Source organism: Pseudoxanthobacter sp. (assembly GCF_036822375.1).
Taxonomy (GTDB): domain Bacteria; phylum Pseudomonadota; class Alphaproteobacteria; order Rhizobiales; family Segnochrobactraceae; genus Pseudoxanthobacter.
Map to the genome: position 1 here is coordinate 69,313 of NZ_DAISHT010000001.1, position 16,534 is coordinate 85,846.

Annotated in this window: 16 protein-coding genes; 8 read left to right on the forward strand and 8 right to left on the reverse strand. The window is 69.8% G+C overall.

All coding sequences use genetic code 11. The features are described 5' to 3' along the window. Nucleotides 1–273 precede the first annotated feature (273 nt). The 3 genes from V7067_RS00300 to dld all read left to right on the forward strand — a co-directional run bounded on the left by V7067_RS00300 (nt 274) and on the right by dld (nt 4,230). Complete coding sequence (locus tag V7067_RS00300; protein WP_334173866.1) at nt 274–1,386, forward strand: S-(hydroxymethyl)glutathione dehydrogenase/class III alcohol dehydrogenase; 1,113 nt, start codon at nt 274–276, stop codon at nt 1,384–1,386. 98 nt (nt 1,387–1,484) lie between these two features. Further along, complete coding sequence (gene fghA, locus V7067_RS00305; RefSeq protein WP_334173867.1) at nt 1,485–2,321, forward strand: S-formylglutathione hydrolase; 837 nt, start codon at nt 1,485–1,487, stop codon at nt 2,319–2,321. A 181-nt stretch (nt 2,322–2,502) separates the two neighbouring features. After that, nucleotides 2,503–4,230 carry a D-lactate dehydrogenase gene (dld, locus tag V7067_RS00310; protein ID WP_334173868.1) on the forward strand — a complete coding sequence of 576 codons (1,728 nt, stop codon included), beginning with the start codon at nt 2,503–2,505 and terminating at the stop codon, nt 4,228–4,230. On the opposite strand, the gene V7067_RS00315 is transcribed toward dld, so the two are convergent. Next, complete coding sequence (locus V7067_RS00315; RefSeq protein ID WP_334173869.1) at nt 4,224–5,144, reverse strand: LysR family transcriptional regulator; 921 nt, start codon at nt 5,142–5,144, stop codon at nt 4,224–4,226. The genes dld and V7067_RS00315 overlap by 7 nt on opposite strands. Nucleotides 5,145–5,302: 158 nt before the next feature. Between V7067_RS00315 and V7067_RS00320 the strand changes: the two genes are divergently transcribed. Together V7067_RS00320 and V7067_RS00325 are read left to right on the forward strand one after the other, a co-directional pair. After that, complete coding sequence (locus V7067_RS00320; RefSeq protein ID WP_334173870.1) at nt 5,303–6,499, forward strand: MFS transporter; 1,197 nt, start codon at nt 5,303–5,305, stop codon at nt 6,497–6,499. Nucleotides 6,500–6,651: 152 nt separating this feature from the next. Continuing rightward, nucleotides 6,652–7,203, forward strand: a complete 552-nt coding sequence (locus V7067_RS00325) for a TIGR00645 family protein (RefSeq protein WP_334173871.1) — start codon at nt 6,652–6,654, stop codon at nt 7,201–7,203. Between the two features lie 5 nt (nt 7,204–7,208). On the opposite strand, the gene V7067_RS00330 is transcribed toward V7067_RS00325, so the two are convergent. Beyond that, nucleotides 7,209–8,357, reverse strand: coding sequence for an alpha-hydroxy acid oxidase (locus V7067_RS00330; RefSeq protein ID WP_334173872.1), 1,149 nt, complete (start codon nt 8,355–8,357; stop codon nt 7,209–7,211). 42 nt (nt 8,358–8,399) lie between these two features. Continuing rightward, the gene (locus V7067_RS00335; RefSeq protein WP_334173873.1) at nt 8,400–8,966 is read right to left on the reverse strand and encodes a HutD family protein; all 567 of its coding nucleotides are present in this window, start codon (nt 8,964–8,966) and stop codon (nt 8,400–8,402) included. A gap of 161 nt (nt 8,967–9,127) precedes the next feature. Here V7067_RS00335 and V7067_RS00340 point away from each other — a divergent pair, with 161 nt between their 5' ends. The 3 genes from V7067_RS00340 (at nt 9,128) to V7067_RS00350 (ending at nt 12,277) form a co-directional block, all read left to right on the forward strand. Further along, complete coding sequence (locus tag V7067_RS00340) at nt 9,128–10,063, forward strand: LysR family transcriptional regulator (protein ID WP_334173892.1); 936 nt, start codon at nt 9,128–9,130, stop codon at nt 10,061–10,063. A 161-nt stretch (nt 10,064–10,224) separates the two neighbouring features. Further along, the gene (locus tag V7067_RS00345; protein ID WP_334173874.1) at nt 10,225–11,580 is read left to right on the forward strand and encodes an LLM class flavin-dependent oxidoreductase; all 1,356 of its coding nucleotides are present in this window, start codon (nt 10,225–10,227) and stop codon (nt 11,578–11,580) included. A gap of 166 nt (nt 11,581–11,746) precedes the next feature. Then, nucleotides 11,747–12,277 carry a flavin reductase family protein gene (locus V7067_RS00350; protein WP_334173875.1) on the forward strand — a complete coding sequence of 177 codons (531 nt, stop codon included), beginning with the start codon at nt 11,747–11,749 and terminating at the stop codon, nt 12,275–12,277. Here the strand turns inward: V7067_RS00350 and cobF are convergent. Genes cobF through V7067_RS00375 form a run of 5 tightly spaced genes read right to left on the reverse strand, consistent with a single transcriptional unit; the run spans nt 12,263 to nt 16,416 of the window. Further along, a complete protein-coding gene (cobF, locus tag V7067_RS00355; RefSeq protein ID WP_334173876.1) occupies nt 12,263–13,084 on the reverse strand; it encodes a precorrin-6A synthase (deacetylating) in 822 nt (273 codons plus the stop codon). The genes V7067_RS00350 and cobF overlap by 15 nt on opposite strands. Further along, a complete protein-coding gene (locus V7067_RS00360) occupies nt 13,081–14,412 on the reverse strand; it encodes a cobyrinate a,c-diamide synthase (protein ID WP_334173877.1) in 1,332 nt (443 codons plus the stop codon). Before V7067_RS00360 ends, cobF begins: the two co-directional genes overlap by 4 nt. Next, on the reverse strand, nt 14,409–15,209 hold the full coding sequence (gene cobA, locus V7067_RS00365) for a uroporphyrinogen-III C-methyltransferase (RefSeq protein WP_334173893.1): 801 nt from the start codon (nt 15,207–15,209) through the stop codon (nt 14,409–14,411). Before cobA ends, V7067_RS00360 begins: the two co-directional genes overlap by 4 nt. Before the next feature lie 8 nt (nt 15,210–15,217). Continuing rightward, on the reverse strand, nt 15,218–15,982 hold the full coding sequence (cobM, locus tag V7067_RS00370) for a precorrin-4 C(11)-methyltransferase (RefSeq protein WP_334173878.1): 765 nt from the start codon (nt 15,980–15,982) through the stop codon (nt 15,218–15,220). After that, nucleotides 15,979–16,416 (reverse strand): cobalamin biosynthesis protein, encoded by a 438-nt coding sequence (locus tag V7067_RS00375; RefSeq protein ID WP_334173879.1) that lies wholly within the window; start codon nt 16,414–16,416, stop codon nt 15,979–15,981. Before V7067_RS00375 ends, cobM begins: the two co-directional genes overlap by 4 nt. Between the last annotated feature and the right edge of the window lie 118 nt (nt 16,417–16,534).

Sequence of the window (16,534 nt, forward strand, 5' to 3'; positions counted from 1 at the left end):
CGGGCAAGAGCGGCACACCGGGCACAGGAGCCGGGCCGGAAGGCCGGGAGCGTGGCACCGCTGTGGCCGCGGCGCATGCCCGCGCGGCCGCAGTGGTGGATTGCCCCCCACCCGGCGAAAAAGCCGGTTCCGCCCGGCCGCGGGCCCTGCTAGAAACTGGACACCAGTGTCAAGTTTTTATCTGTCTGCCGCGGACCGTCCGCCGATCCGGAAACCGCCCCGGCTGCCGCGCGTCCCGCGCGGCCTCACGACAGGCAACGAGAAGAGGGAAACATGAAAAGCCGCGCAGCCGTCGCCTGGGAGGCGAAGAAGCCGCTCACCATCGAAACCGTCGAGATCGGCGGCCCGAAGGCGGGCGAGGTGCTGGTCGAGATCATGGCCACCGGTGTGTGCCACACCGATGCCTACACCCTCGACGGCCTCGATTCGGAAGGCAAGTTCCCGGCCATTCTCGGCCACGAGGGCGCGGGCATCGTGCGCGAGGTCGGCGCCGGCGTGACCAGCGTCCGGCCGGGCGACCACGTGATTCCGCTCTACACGCCCGAATGCCGCCAGTGCAAGACCTGCCTGTCGCAGCGCTCCAACCTGTGCACGGCCATCCGCTCCACGCAGGGTCAGGGCCTGATGCCGGACCGCACCACGCGCTTCTCGTGCGATGGCGGCGAGATCTTCCACTACATGGGCTGCTCCACCTTCTCCAACTTCACCGTGCTGCCCGAGATCGCGGTGGCGAAGGTGCGTGAGGACGCCCCCTTCGACAAGATCTGCTACATCGGCTGCGGCGTCACCACCGGCATCGGCGCGGTGATCTACACCGCCAAGGTGTGGCCGGGCGCAAACGTGGTGGTGTTCGGCCTCGGCGGCATCGGCCTCAACGTCATTCAGGGTGCCCGCATGGTGGGTGCCGACCGCATCATCGGCGTGGACATCAATCCCTCCAAGGAGGCGATGGCGCGCAAGTTCGGCATGACGCACTTCGTCAACCCGCTGGAAGTGGGCAACGACAAGGTCGTGCAGGCCATTCAGGACCTCACCGACGGCGGCGCCGACTTCTCGTTCGATGCCACCGGCAACACCAGTGTGATGCGTCAGGCGCTGGAATGCTGCCATCGCGGCTGGGGTGAATCGATCATCATCGGCGTGGCGGAAGCCGGCCGCGAGATCGCCACCCGCCCGTTCCAGCTCGTCACCGGCCGCGTGTGGCGCGGCACCGCCTTCGGCGGCGCCCGCGGCCGCACCGATGTGCCGAAGATCGTCGACTGGTACATGGAGGGCAAGATCAACATCGACGACCTGATCACCCACACCATGCCGCTGGAAGAGATCAACACCGCCTTCGACCTGATGCACGAAGGCAAGTCGATCCGCTCCGTGGTGCTGTTCTGAGCGCCTGTGTTCTGAGCGCCTGAAAGAAGAAAACGTCCGCCGCGCCGGCCCGCACGGCGGACGTTCCCCTGCCCGCGCCCCCCGCGAAGGAACGCCCGATGGAAACCGTCTCCACCTCCCGGAGCTTTGAAGGCACGCAGGGCGTCTATCGCCATGCCAGCACGGCAAACGCCTGCGACATGACCTTCGCCGTCTATCTGCCGCCGGCGGCAGAAGACGGCCCCGTGCCGGTGCTGTGGTACCTCTCCGGCCTCACCTGCACCCATCAGAACGTGATGGACAAGGGCGAATACCGCCGCTTCGCGGCCGAACACGGCGTGGCGGTGATCTGCCCGGATACCAGCCCGCGCGGTGCCGGCGTGCCGGACGAGAAGGACAACTGGCAGTTCGGCAGCGGCGCCGGCTTCTACCTCAACGCCACCGAAGCGCCCTATGCCGCCAACTATCAGATGGCGCGCTATATCGTCGACGAGCTGCCGGCGCTGGTGGCCGCCGAGTTTCCGCTCGACATGAGCCGGCAGTCGGTGTTCGGCCATTCGATGGGCGGCCATGGCGCCATCGTGCTGGCGCTGCGCAATCCGGGCCGGTTCCGTTCGGTCTCCGCCTTCGCCCCGATCGCCCAGCCGACAACGGCGGGCTGGTCGCGCCCCGCCTTTGAGAAATATCTCGGCCCCGACGAAAGCGTCTGGCGCGGCTGGGATTCCACCCTGCTGATCGAAGACGGCCAGCGCCTTGACGAACTCCTCGTCGATCAGGGCACGGCCGACAGCTTCCTCAACGACGGGCTGCGTCCGTGGCTGCTGGAAGAAGCCTGCCGAAAAGCCGGCATTCCGCTCACCCTCAATATGCGCGCGGGCTACGACCACTCCTATTTCTTCATTTCCACCTTCATGGAAAGCCACATCGCCTGGCACGCAGCGCGCCTGAAGAAATAAGATCCCACTTCGCTTCCTGTCTGCAAAGGGCTGCCCCGGCAGCCCTTTTTCGTCCGGCGCCCGGCCCGGCACCGGCGGCGCGGCGGGCCGGGCGATTGCCGTGCCGGCCATCTGCTGCAATATCGCTCTCAAAGCGCCGCAACCCCGGCGATAACGAGACCCTTGCAGGAGGATGCGCCCGATGCCCGCGCCCGGTCCGGCCGATGCCGCCGACAACGCCGCCTTTCTCGCCGCGCTGCAGGCCATCGTCGGCCGCGCGCATGTGCTGAGCGACCCGGAGCAGACCCGTGCCTACCGCACCGGCTTCCGTTTCGGGGCGGGGCCGGCGCTGGCGGTGGTTCGTCCGGGCACGCTGGTGGAACAGTGGCGTGTGCTGCAGGCCTGCGTGGCGGCCGACAAGATCGTCATCATGCAGGCCGCCAACACCGGCCTCACAGGCGGCTCCACGCCGGACGGCAACGATTACGACCGCGATGTGGTCATCGTCAGCACGCTGCGGATGGCCCGGATCCGTCTCATCGACGAGGGCCGGCAGGTGATCTGCCTGCCGGGGGCAACGCTGTTCCAGCTTGAGGCGGCGCTGAAGCCGCTCGGCCGCGAGCCGCATTCGGTCATCGGCTCGTCGTGCATCGGCGCATCCGTCTTCGGCGGCATCTGCAACAATTCCGGCGGCGCGCTCATCCACCGCGGCCCGGCGTTCACCCAGCTCACGCTCTATGCCCGCGTCGGTGCGGACGGGCGCGCCGAACTCGTCAACCACCTCGGCGTGCGCCTCGGCGACGACCCGGAGGCGATGCTGCACGCGCTCGATACCGATGCCTACGGCGAGGCGGATATCGACCACCCGGCCGGCCGCGTCGCCTCCGACCACGACTATGCCGCCCATGTGCGCGATGTCGATGCGGCCACGCCCGCCCGCTTCAATGCCGACCCGCGCCGGCTGTTCGAGGCCGCCGGCAGCGCCGGCAAGGTGATGCTGTTTGCCGTGCGGCTCGATACCTTCGCCCGGCCGGACCGCACGGCGGTGTTCTATATCGGCACGAACGATGCCGACGAACTGGCCGGCATCCGCCGGCATATCCTGTCGTCATTCCGCAACCTGCCGGTCGCCGGCGAATACATGCACCGCGATGCCTATGACATCGCCGCCATCTACGGCAAGGATACCTTTCTGGCCATCGAGAAGCTCGGCACCGACCGTCTGCCGCAGTTCTTCGCCGCCAAGGCGCGGTTCGATGCGGCGGTGGACCGGCTCGGCTTCCTGCCGCGCAACCTGTCGGACCGGATTCTGCAGGGCGCGAGCCGGCTTTTCCCCAACCACCTGCCGGCACGCATGGGCGCCTTCCGCGACCGCTATGCCCACCATCTGATGCTGAAGATGGCCGACGACGGCATCGAGGAGGCGGCCGCCTATCTCGGTCAGACGTTCCCCTCGGCAACCGGGGACTTCTTTGCCTGCACGCCGGAAGAGGGCACCAGAGCGTTTCTGCACCGCTTCGCGGCAGCCGGCGCGGCCGTGCGCTACCGCGCCATCCACACCGACACGGTGGAAGACATCGTCGCCCTCGACATTGCCCTGCGCCGCAATGACCGGGACTGGTTCGAGCATCTGCCGCCGGAGATTGAGCGGCCGATCCTCGCCCGGCTCTATTACGGCCATTTCTTCTGCTCGGTGTTCCATCAGGATTATGTCGTTGCCCGCGGCACGGACACGCTGGCGCTGGAACACGAGATGTGGCGGCTGCTGGATGCGCGCGGGGCGGAATATCCGGCCGAGCACAATGTCGGCCACCTTTATCAGGCCAAGCCGGCGCTGGCCGCGCACTACCGCGCGCTTGACCCCTGCAACACCTTCAATCCCGGCATTGGTCACACACCGAAATGCCGGCACTGGCAATTGCGCTACTGAGCCGGCGCGGCTGCAGGGTCCAGAACGGCCTGCAGACGCGGCACCATGAAATCGAGAAAGACGCGGACCCGCTGGGGCATGCGGGCGCCGCCCAGATAGACGGCGCTGACCGGCTCCTCGTCGGCGGCGACGATGCCGGCCAGCACCTCCACCAGACGGCCGGCGGCGAGATCGTCGCGCACATGAAAATCGGCGAGGCGTGCCAGTCCCATTCCGGCAAGGGCGAGCCGGCGCACGGTATCGCCGTTGTTGGCCAGCAACGAGCCGCGCACCGTGCGGCCGCTCATGCGGCCGCTTTCGCGCAGCGGCCACACCGGCGCGGACCGGCGAAAATTGAAGCCGAGGCAATTGTGACGGGCCAGATCGTCGGCGCTGTGCGGTGTGCCGTGCCGTTGCAGATAGGCCGGGGCAGCCACGATCCTGCGGTGCGCCAGGCCGATCCGTCGCGCCATCATGCCGGAATCCGGCAGCGGCCCGATGCGGAAGGCAACATCGGTGCGGTCGAGATAGAGGTCGACGATTTCATCGGACAACGACAGGTCCACCACGATATTCGGATAGGACTGCCAGAACTCCGGCAGCAGCGGCTCCAGCGCCAGCACGCCGAAGGCGACCGAGACGTTGACCCGCACCGTGCCGCCGGTCGTCGCCGCGCCAAGCGAGAGTTCCCGCTCGACCTCGTCGAGATCGTTCAGCACCGTCTGACTGCGCTCGTAATAAAGCCGCCCTTCCGCCGTCAGCGACAACCGACGGGTCGAGCGCTCGATCAGGCGCACGCCGAGCCGGGCCTCGATGCGGGCCACCAGCTTGCTGACGGTTGACGGCGTCATCCGCATCAGCCGGGCCGCCTCGGAAAAGCTGCCGGCCTCCACCACCCGCAGAAAGACCTGCATCTCGCCGGCGCGGTTATCCATGGTCGGGCCCGTCTTTGATTTCGTTTCACAGATAATGTGGCAGCGCAGCCCGTTATCAACAGCCCGGCCGCCCTTTATTTCAGCCTGCACGAACGGGAGAGCCGCCCCCGCCGCGGCCACCGGCCCGGACCCGGGCACCTGAAGCTGAAAGGACCGCCATGACCAACCCGCCAGACCGGGCCGCGCCGCACGCCCGCTGGGCAATCTTTGCCCTCGCGGCCGGAGCCTTCGGCATCGGCACCACGGAATTCTCGCCCATGGGCCTGTTGCCGGTCATCGCGCAGGGCGTCGATGTCTCGATCCCGACTGCCGGGCTGCTCATCAGCGCCTATGCCATCGGCGTCATGGCCGGCGCTCCGGTGATGACGCTGGCCTTCAGCCGTTTCGGCAAGCGCACGGCGCTGATCCTGCTGATGAGCATTTTTACGGCCGGCAATCTGATGTCGGCGCTGGCGCCGGGCTACTTCACTCTGCTGGCCGCACGCCTCGTCACCAGCCTCAACCACGGGGCCTTCTTCGGCCTCGGCGCGGTGGTGGCGGCCAGCGTGGTGCCGCGCAACAGGCGGGCGAGCGCGGTGGCGGCGATGTTCATGGGGCTGACGATCGCCAACATCGGCGGCGTGCCCGCCGCCACGTGGATCGGCCAGCAGGTGGGCTGGCGCATGTCGTTCGCCGGCACCGCGGTTCTGGGCCTCGCCGCCATGCTGGCCCTGTGGCTGGCGCTGCCGAAGGGCGAACCCGGCCGCGCGCCGGACCTGCGGCAGGAACTGCGGGTGCTGAGCCGCCCGCCGGTGATGCTGGCCATGGCCACGACGGTGACGGGTGCCGGCGCGATGTTCACGCTCTACACCTACGTCGCGCCGACGCTCTCGACCCTGACCGGCGCGTCCGATGCCTTCATCACGTTCGCTCTGGTGCTGATCGGCGTGGGCTTCACAATCGGCAACTGGCTGGGCGGGCGGCTGGCCGACTGGTCGCTGGACGGAGCAACGAAGATCTTCCTCGGCGCGCTGGCCGCCATCATGTTCGCCCTGCCCGTGGTGTTGACGACCCATGCCGGCGCGGCCATCGGTCTTCTGGTCTGGGGCGCGGCAACCTTCGCCATCGTGCCGCCGGTGCAGATGCGGGTGATGCAGGCCGCCGCCGATGCCCCCGGCCTTGCCTCGTCGATCAATGTCGGCGCCTTCAATCTGGGCAATGCGATCGGCGCGGCCGCCGGGGCGGCGGTCATCAGTGCCGGCCTCGGCTATGCGGCCATTCCGCTGGCCGGCGGCCTGCTCTCGGCGGCGGGTCTTGCGCTGGTTTTTGCCGGCAGCCGCCGGCACCTGCGCCGCCCGGCCGCCTGCGATGCCTGATGGCCGGGCGGCCAATGGCCGCGGCCCGCACCGCCGCTCCGCCCGGCAGCGCGCCACCCGCCGCTGCCGGGTTGCCGGCCTGCCGGCGGACCGCTAGCGTGCCCGCGGCGGCCACACCGGCCGCGCGACCGCGAGCCCGGGAAAGGAACGGCATGAAGGCGATTGAGCTGGTGATAGAACGCTGCCTGCTGGCGAGCCGATGGCTGCTGGTGGTGTTTCTGCTCGGACTGTCGGTGGCGCTCGGCGTCTATGCCATCGCCTTCACGCTGAAGCTGTCGAAAGTCATACTCAACGTGTTCGTCTATGACGAATACGACATGATTCTCGCCATGCTGGGCCTGATCGATGCCGCGCTCGTGGCCAGCCTGATCGTCATGGTGCTGATCTCGACCTACGAGAATTTCGTCAGCCGCTTCGACCGCACCACCAAGGATCTGAGCTTTCTCGGCAAGCTCGATTCCGGCACGCTCAAGCTGAAGGTCGCATCCTCCATCATCGCCATTTCGTCGATCCACCTGCTGCAGGTGTTCATGAATGCCGACAAGTACCCGGATAACAAGATCCTGTGGTACATGCTGCTTCACCTCACCTTCGTCGTCTCCGCCGTTCTCACCGGCGTTCTTGAAAAGATGATGCGCAAGGAGACGCCGAAGGAGAAGGAAGCGGCGAAGAACGCGCCCGAGGCCGACGCCGATCCGATCTGAGCCCGTCAGGCCGGCCGGATCGCGGCCGGCCCGGCAGCCTTCAGCGCATCCACCGAAGGCAGCCCCATCAGCGCCAGCGTGAGGGCGAGTTCCGTGCGCAGGATCTCCAGCGCACGGGCCACGCCCGCCTCGCCGCCGGCCGCCAGACCGAAGGCGACGGCCCGGCCCAGCAGAATGCCGCTCGCGCCGAGTGCCAGTGCACAGGCGATGTCGCTGCCGCGCCGGAAGCCGCCGTCGATGAGCACATCGAACTGCGGCCCAACCGCCGTGCGCACCTCTTCCAGCACCGCGATGGTCGAGGATGCGCCGTCGAGCTGGCGGCCGCCGTGGTTGGAAATCACCACGCCGTCAGCGCCGCTGTCGCGCGCCCGCACGGCATCGGCGGCAGAAAGAACGCCCTTGATGACCAGCCGGCCGGGCCAGCGCGCCCTGAGCGCCGCAACGTCGTCCCATGTCAGCGTCTTGTCGATGCGGCGGGAGAGGTTGGCCGCCTGCTCCAGCGCCCCGCGGCCGAAATCGGGCCGGTGAGAAACCGCCTCCACCGCCGGCCAGCCAGCCCGCACCACATCGAGGCACCAGGCCGGGCGCAGCGCCATGCCGGCCAGCATGCGCGGCGTCGGCCGGGTGGCGGAACGGAAGCCGTTGCGCACATCCTTCTCGCGGATGGCGGTAATAGCGGTATCGACGGTCAGATAAAGCGTTTCCACCCCGGCCGCGGTTGCCGCCTGCAACAGCTCGTCCAGAAGCGACCGGTCGGTGAGCACATAGAGCTGGAAATGCAGTTCGCCCGGCGCCTGACGGGCCAGCGTGCCGATGGAGGCGATGGAGAAAGTGGAAAGGCAGAACGGCACGCCCGCGCGGTGAGCGGCACGGGCAGCCAGCACCTCGCCGCCGCCGCGATAAAGCCCCATGAAGCCGACCGGACCGGGCATGAACGGCAGCGCATGGCGCCGGCCGAGAAAAGTGGTGGCCAGATCCGGTTCCGCAGCCGTGCCCGTCAGCACGCGCTGTTCCAGCCGGTAACGGCCGAAATCGGTGCGGTTGGCCCGCAGCGTCGTCTCGGCAAAAGAGCCGCCGTCGATATAGTCGAAGAACAGCTTCGGCAGCCGGCGGCGGGCGGCCTGGCGCAAATCGTCGATGTTGACGAGGGTCATCGGCAGGGGTTCCGGGTGGGCAGGCAGGATAAGGGGCGACGTTCAGGCGGGGTCGATGCCGATCAGCAGCACGGCCGCCCCGACAGCGCCCCCGAGGCGAAGTCGCTCGCCCGGCAGGGCGAACACGGCATCGAGCCGGGCCAGACGGGCATGATCCGCCCCGCAGCGCACGTCAAGCGCCGCCAGCGCGAACACCACCGTCACCGCCGATGGCGCGGCGATTTCTCCGGCTGCCGCGATGCGGCTCATGCGGTGGCGGAAACGGCCGCGCCGCGTCATGACATTGAGGTCGTGGACCGGCCCGCCGATGAGCGTGGCAGCGGCGGAAACATCGGCCGGAAAGGCCAGCGGCGCATCGGCCGGCGTCAGCGCCACGGGCGCGGCCCCGCCGATGCTCAGCCGCAGGCCCGCGCCATCCAGCACCGCCAGCGTGCGGTCGATGCCGGGAAAGGCGGAAAACGGCCCGTCTTCGGCAACTGTCGCCATGCTGATGCGCCAGTCGAAGCCGGCCAGATCGGCCCCCGGCGGCGTCACGGCAATCTCGGCCGTTTCGCCCTTGCCGTTCTTCCACGGCATACGCCTGAAGGCGGTGCTGCTGACGACCTGCATGGGGACTCTCCTCAAAACGCGGTCTATATGTCTAGACATTTCTGCGGCGCTGGCAAGCGGCTGCGGCGGGTTCCGGTCTGCGCCTTCCGCCGTGGCGTTGCGGGCAGGCGCGTCCTATCCTGCCGCACCGGGTGGAGCGGAACGGGAGTGCGCGGACGGTGATGAACGTGCCACTGAGGGCGTTGCAGACCTTCGAGGCTGTCGGGCGGTGCGGCAGCGTCACCGCGGCGGCGGCCGAACTCGGCGTCACCCCCGGTGCCGTCAGCCAGCAGATCCGCCGCGCCGAAGAGTGCCTCGGCATCAGCCTCGTGGAGCGTCGCGGCCGGCGGGTGGAACTGACCCGCTGGGGCCGGCTCTATTATCAGGATATCACGCAGGGCTTCCGCCAGTTCGCGCTTGCCGAGGAGAGGCTTGCCCGCGCCCGTGCCGATTCCAGTCTTGTGGTCAGCGCCCTGTCGTCGGTCGTCAACAAGTGGATCGGCCGCAAGATCTTCGACTGGCAGGGGCTGCATCCGGAAGCCCATGTGCGCATTCTGGGCACCGACCTCGAACCGCATTTCGGCACCGACAGCGTCGATTTCCGCCTCACCTACGGGGCGCGGGCGGGGCGCCATGCCCATTATGCGGAGCTTTTTCGCGATTGCGTGGTGCCGGCCTGCGCGCCGGCCCTGCTGCAGGGCGCCACTCTGGCCTCACCGGCCGACATTTTCCGCTTTCCGCTGCTGCATATCGAGTGGGACCGCGAGTTCCAGCCCTTCCCGCGCTGGAGCGACCTTGCCCGCCGCCTCGGCCTTGCCCCTGTTGCCACCGATCCGCTGGTGTCGTTTGCGCTGTCGAGCACGGCCATCGATGCCGCGGTCAACCGGCGCGGCTTCGTGCTGGCGCAGCTTTCCATGATCAGCGACGAACTGGCCGTCGGCACCCTCGTGGTGCCGTTCGATATCCGCCTGCCGCTGCCGGAAAGCTACGTCCTCGCGTGGGATGCCGCAGCCCTGCAGAAGCCGTTCGGCCCCGCCTTCCGCAGCTGGGTGCAGGCACTGGGCCGGGCCCAGCAGCAGGCCGGCGGCCTGCCTGATGTTTTAGCTGAACTAAAATAGAACGCATGACGGGCCGGCTTGTCGGCGCCGGTCGCGGGCTCATACTGGCGGCTGTCGTCACCAGCCAGAAACAATGCCGCCACGACGGGATGCCCGCCCCCTTTTTGAAAGCGGGCCCCCGGCCGCAGGCGGCTTCTTCCATCAGGGATTGCAGAGGCATCATGACCGCGAAGCGTCAGGACAAGCTCAAGCTCGGCACGTTTTCCTATACCTACGGCTTCCATCCGGCCGGCTGGCTGCATCCGGCCAGCGATGTCGGCGCGGCCAACAGCTTCCGGCATTTCCTGAACGTAGCGAAGGCCTCCGAGGCAGCGAAGTTCGACTTCATGTTCGTGGCCGATTCCCCGGCGGCCGGCGTGGGCGACCCCGATGCGCTCTGCCGCCAGCCGACCAAGGCCAATCGTTTCGAGCCGATGTCGCTCATCTCCGCGCTGTCGGTCACCACCGAAAAGCTCGGCTTCGTGGGCACCGTTTCCACCAGCTTCTACGAGCCCTTCAACGTCGCCCGCATCTTCTCTTCGATCGATCATCTCAGCGGCGGCCGGGCGTGCTGGAACGTCGTCACCTCCGACCACAACGAAGCGGGCTTCAATTTCGGCTTCGACGGCCTGCCGCCCCATGCCTGGCGCTATGAGCGCGCCGAAGAGTTCATGGACGTGGTGTTCGGCCTGTGGGATTCGTTCGAGCCCGGTGCGCTGCTGCTCGACCGCGAGAGCGGCGTCTACTACGACAAGGACAAGGTCCACACGCTGAACCACGCCGGCAAGCACTTCACCGTGCGCGGACCGCTCAACAGCGCCCGCACGCCGCAGGGCCGGCCGGTGATTGCGCAGGCCGGCGGCTCGCCCGCGGGCATCGAGCTGGCCGCCCGCACCGCCGAAGTGGTGTTTTCGCTCGCCTCCAACATCGACCGCAACCGCGCCTTCTACAAGACCGTGAAGGACCGCATGGCCCATTTCGGCCGCAAGCCCGACGATCTGAAGATCATGCCCGGCGTGGTCGTCAACGTCGGCGAAACGCGGGCCGAGGCGCAGGCCAAAGTCGATTTCCTCATCGACAAGCTGCACCCCGATGTCGGCCGGCTGATGCTGTCGGAGTTCCTCGAAGCCGATCTCACCGGCGTGCCTCTCGACCGGCCGTTCCCCATGGAGCGCCTGCCGGAAGGCGGCCCGCGCGGCTCGCGTGCGCTCTATGACGAACTGCTCGGCTTCGTGAAGCAGGGCCACACCGTCGGCGAGCTGATCCGCCATTATGCCGAGAAGCACACCGGCAACGGCATCACCGGCACGCCGGCCGAGATCGCCGATTTCATGGAGGAGTGGTTCGAGACCCGCGCGGCTGACGGCTTCATCCTGATGTTCCCGACGCTGCCGGCGAGCCTCGACGACTTCGTGCGCCTCGTGGTGCCGGAACTGCGCCGCCGCGGGCTGTTCCGCGAAGAATACGAAGGCAGCACGCTGCGCGAAAACCTCGGCATCTCGGTGCCGGACAATCGCTACACCGCGGCCCGCGGCTGACAACCGCCGTCCCGGTCGTCTCCCGTCCGCTTGCCTTTCCCCTTGCCCGGCCGCGCCTCCCCCCCCTCAAAGGGCCGGCCGGATGCGGGCACGATCGCCCGGCGCCACGCCCCCCCCGACGGCGCCGGGCGGTCCTGCCTCTGCCGGCAGTCAGGTTCCCCGTTCCATGCCCCCATCGTCATCGCAGCCGGCACCGCAGACCGGCGACAACACCGCTGCAACGTTCCGCGCCGCCATGCGCCAGCTTGCCGGTGCCGTGAGTGTCATCACCATCGGCCGCGGAGAGGATTGCACCGGCTTCACCGCCACCTCGGTCGCCTCGCTTTCGGCCGACGTGCCTTCCGTGCTGGTCAGCCTCAACCGCAGTTCGTCGTCGTGGCCGGTGCTGCAGCGCCACGGGGCGTTCTGCATCAATGTGCTGGCCGCCGGTCAGCAGCACGTCGCCGAAGCCTTTGCCGGCCGCGACGGCCGGCAGGGTGCGGCGCGCTATGAAGGGGCGCTGTGGCAGCCGCTCGCCACCGGCACCGCCGGCCTTGCCGGCGCACTCGCCGTCATCGACTGCTCGCTGAAGGAGGCGATCGGCCACGCCTCGCATATGATCCTGATCGGTCATGTCGAGGCGATCCGGCTCGGCACGGCGCAGGAAGACCCGCTGCTCTACTGGCAGGGCGGCTTCCGCCGGCTACACGGGGCCTGACCGGTCGCCGGCACCGCGCCGGCGGATGAGGCAGGTATCCATGATCCAGCCTTTTGCTGCGCGCGCCGCGGCGCGGGCGGTGCGGATGCGCTCCGTCACCGCACCGAGCGGACCGGCAATGAGAATCTCGTCCCCGGTGCCCAGATAGGCCCCCCACCAGATATCGAACCCGTCCGGATCGAGCCCCTCGAACGCCATACCGGCATCGAGCATGACGACGGCGGTGTCGGCGGCCGGCGGAAAGCCCTCCGCCCGCAGCCGCCGCCCGGTGGTGATGACCACCGCACCGCCGATGGTGTTGAGCGCGATGCCGTGGGCGGCCGTCAGCGCCTGAATGGCGGTGATGCCCGGCACCACCACGGTTTCCAGCCCCATGCCGCCGGCCACCAGCCGGGCGACGATGCGCAGCGTGCTGTCATAGAGCGAGGGATCGCCCCAGACCAGCAGGGCGATGCGCGCGCCCGGCGCGGCTTCGCGGCCGATGACGGTCTGCCAGCAGGCGGCGATGTCGTCGTGCCAGCGGTCCACCGCAGCGCGATAAGGCGCGGCGGCATCGCGCACCGGCAGGTCGAAGCCGACGAGACGTGTGGCCGGGTTTGTCAGGAAGCGCCGGCAGATGGCACGGCGCAGTTCCGCCAGATCGTCCTTTTGCGGTCCCTTGTGCGGAATCAGCACCACGTCGGCGCTGTTCAGCGCCTCGATTGCCGCAACCGTCATGTGGCGCGGGTCGCCCGCGCCGATGCCGATCACCAGCAGGGTGCGGGGTGCCGCGCGCCGGGTATCGCCTATGGCAGGGGCGTCGCTCATGGCCGGGACTCCGCTGCGATGGCGTGGAAATAGGTGCCGCTGACAAGGCCGCGCCGGCCGCCGGCCGGACCGAGCGCAGCGCCCTGTCCGTCGGCAAGGTCGACCAGCGCCGCATCGTCGCCGCCGGCCGTCACTGTCGAATAATGGAAGGCATGGCCGCGCACATGCCCGCCGGCCGGGCCGAGCGGGCAGTCGGCCCGCAGGCGCGCCCGGCGATAGCCCAGCGTCAGCCGCCGGTCCGCGAAGCTGGTCGCGTGGCCGAGCAGCCCCGCCATCGCGTGGCGCCGGCCTTCCGCATCCACCAGCCCTTCGCCGAGCACCATGTAGCCGCCGCACTCGCCATGGACCGGCCGTGTGCCGGCAAAGGCCCTGAGGCCTTCCATGAAGCGCCGGTTGCCGGCGAGCCGGCCGGCATGCAGTTCGGGATAGCCGCCGGGCAGCCAGCAGACATCGCAGCCCGCCGGCGGTGCCTCGTCGGCAAGGGGCGAAAACGGCACCAGCTCCGCCCCGGCCGCGCGCCAGCCGGCGGCAAGGTGGGCATAGAAGAAGGCAAAGGCGGCATCGTCGGCCACCGCGATGCGCTGGCCGGGCGGCGGCAAGGCCGCCGGCGGCGACGATGTGCCGGCCAGCGGCGCGGCAAGGGCGAGGATGGCATCGAGATCCAGCGCCGCGGCCATGATCGCCCCGAGGCGGGCGATGTGGGCGGCGAGTGCGGGATGCTCGCGGGCCTGCACGAGGCCGAGATGGCGTTCCGGCAGGCTCATGGCGGTGTTGCGCGGCACGGCACCGACAACCAGCAGACCGAGCGGCGCCAGAGCGGCACGCACCTGCGCCTCGTGCCGCGGGCTTGCCACCTGATTGAGCACGAGGCCCGCCACCCGCACGCCGGGATCGAACCGCGCCAGCCCCAGCGCCACGGCCGCCGCCGTCTGCGACTGGCCGGAGACATCCAGCACCAGCAGCACCGGCAGGCCATGGGCGCGGGCAAGGTCGGCGGCGGAACCGTCGCGCCCGCTCCCCTGCCCCAGACCGTCGAACAGGCCCATGGCGCTTTCGATGATGAGCACATCCGCCCCGGCGGCCTGCGCGCCGAGCAGGCCGGCGACGAGCGGCGGCGCCATGGCGAAACTGTCGAGGTTGAGGCCGGGCGCACCCGTTGCCGCGGCGTGAAAGGCCGGATCGATATAATCCGGCCCCGACTTGGCGCCGCGCACCGCCAGCCCGCGCGCCGCGAGCGCCTGCATCAGGCCCGCCGTCAGGCTCGTCTTGCCGGCGCCCGAGCGCGCCGCCGCCACGATCAGCGCGCGGGCGGAAGCCGGGCGGCTCACGGCTGCACCGCGCTGAGCCGGGCCTGCCAGGCGCCGCGCACCCGCACGATATCGCCGACCACCACCAGCGCCGGAGTGCGCAGCCGCGCCGCCGCAGCCGCCTCCGCCGCGCCGGCGAGATCGGTGATCAGCACCTTTTCGCCGGGCAGCGTGGCAGACTGGATCAGCGCAACCGGCGTCTGCGGCGCACGGCCGCCGGCGATCAGGGCCGCGGTAATCGCCGCCAGCCGCGCAAGGCCCATGTAGACGACAATCGGCTGGCCGGTGGCCGCCAGCCGCGCCCAGTCCAGTTCGTCGTCGCCGTCGCCGGCGCCATGGCCGGTGGCCAGCGTGATGGCCTTGCTGGTGCCGCGCAGCGTGGCCGGAATGCCGGTGGTGGCCAGCGCCGCGAACGCCGCCGTCAGGCCCGGCAGAAAACGGAAGGGAATGCCGGCCCCGGCCAGCGCCTGCGCCTCTTCGCCGCCGCGGCCGAACACGTTGGGGTCTCCCCCCTTCAGCCGCAGCACCCGCGCGCCGCCACGGGCGAGGCGCACGATGAGGGCGTTGATATCCGCCTGCGGGGTGGAGGGCTCGCCCGCCCGCTTGCCGACATAGTGGGTGGCGGCCTGCGGCGCCGCCCGCAGCACCGCAGGGTCGACGAGAGCGTCGTAGACAACGGCATCGGCCTGCGCGAGCGCGCCCAGCACCTCAAGCGTCAGATGGCGGGTATCGCCGGGGCCGGCCCCGGCCAGCCACACATGACCGGCGGGGAAGACGGGCAGCGACGGTGCCAGCCGCTGCACGGCGGCCGCCAGCAGATCGCCGCTCACGATGCCGCCCGCCCGCGAAAGCGGCGCTGGTAGCCGGCATCGTAGAGCGCGCTGTCGCGGAAGCCTGCCGCGGCCAGCGACCGGCCGACGAAGATCAGCGCCGTCCGCTCGACCGGCTCCGCCGCCATCTGCGCCTCGATGGTTGCAAGCGTGCCGCGCACGATGCGTTCATCCGGCCAGGTGGCCCGCGCCACCACGGCAACCGGGCAGGCGGCACCGTAGAACGGCGTCAGCTCGGCCACGATGCGCGGCAGGGCGTGGATGGCAAGGTGGATCGCAAGCGTTGCCCCGGTTGCCCCGAAGGCCGCCAGCGTTTCCCCCGGCGGCATGGCCGAGGCCCGGCCGCCGACCCGCGTCAGCACGAGGCTCTGCGCCACCTCCGGCAGCGTCAGTTCGCGCCCGAGCGCGGCAGCCGCCCCGGCAAAGGCCGGCACGCCGGGTGTCAGCGTCCAGTCGATGCCATGCTTTTCCAGCCGCCGGACCTGCTCGGCCACCGCGCTCCACACCGAAAGGTCGCCGGAGTGGAGCCGCGCCACGTCGTGGCCGGCGGCATGGGCCGCAACATATTCCGCCTCGATCTCGTCGAGCGACAGCGGCGCGGTATCGACCAGCCGGGCGCCCGGCGCGCAATAGGCCAGCAGCGCCGGCGGCACCACCGAGCCGGCATAGAGACACACCGGTGCGGCGGCCAGCCGGTCCCGGCCGCGCACGGTGATGAGATCGGCCGCACCCGGCCCGGCGCCGATGAAATGAACCGTCACAGCTCCGCTCCCACGAAGGCAATGGCGCAGGTCACCGGCCCGCAGACGAGGCGCGGGCCGGCCAGCCGCGTGCCGGGCATCGCCGCCAGCGCCAGCGCCTCGGCAGCCGAGCCGACGCCGGTTGCCGCGAGGCTGTAGTGCGACCGGGTCAGGCAGCCGCTGCCGGCCTCAATGAGGCTGGCGTGGTCGATCACCACCAGCGGCACGCCGAGCAGCCGGGCGGCAAGGCGGCCGGCATCCGCGCGGCCCGGCGGCACCGCCAGCGCGGAAAGCCGCTCCTGCCGCAGCCCGTGATGGGCAAAGGCGCTGGCCACCGCCTGCACCAGCGCAGCCGGGCTGGCCTCGGCCCGGCAGCCGATCCCGGCGATCACGTCGGCGCGCGGGCCGCGGCCGGCGGCTTCGGCAGTGCCGGTCTGGGGCGGGTGAATGAACATGGCGGCATCTCCGGAACAGCAGGAAAAGTGCAAAATCACAACGTGCGGGCAGGCGGTGCCGGCGGGCCGGCCGAGGCCTGACCAGCCGGTGTCTGGCCAGCGGGCGTCTGGCCAGCGG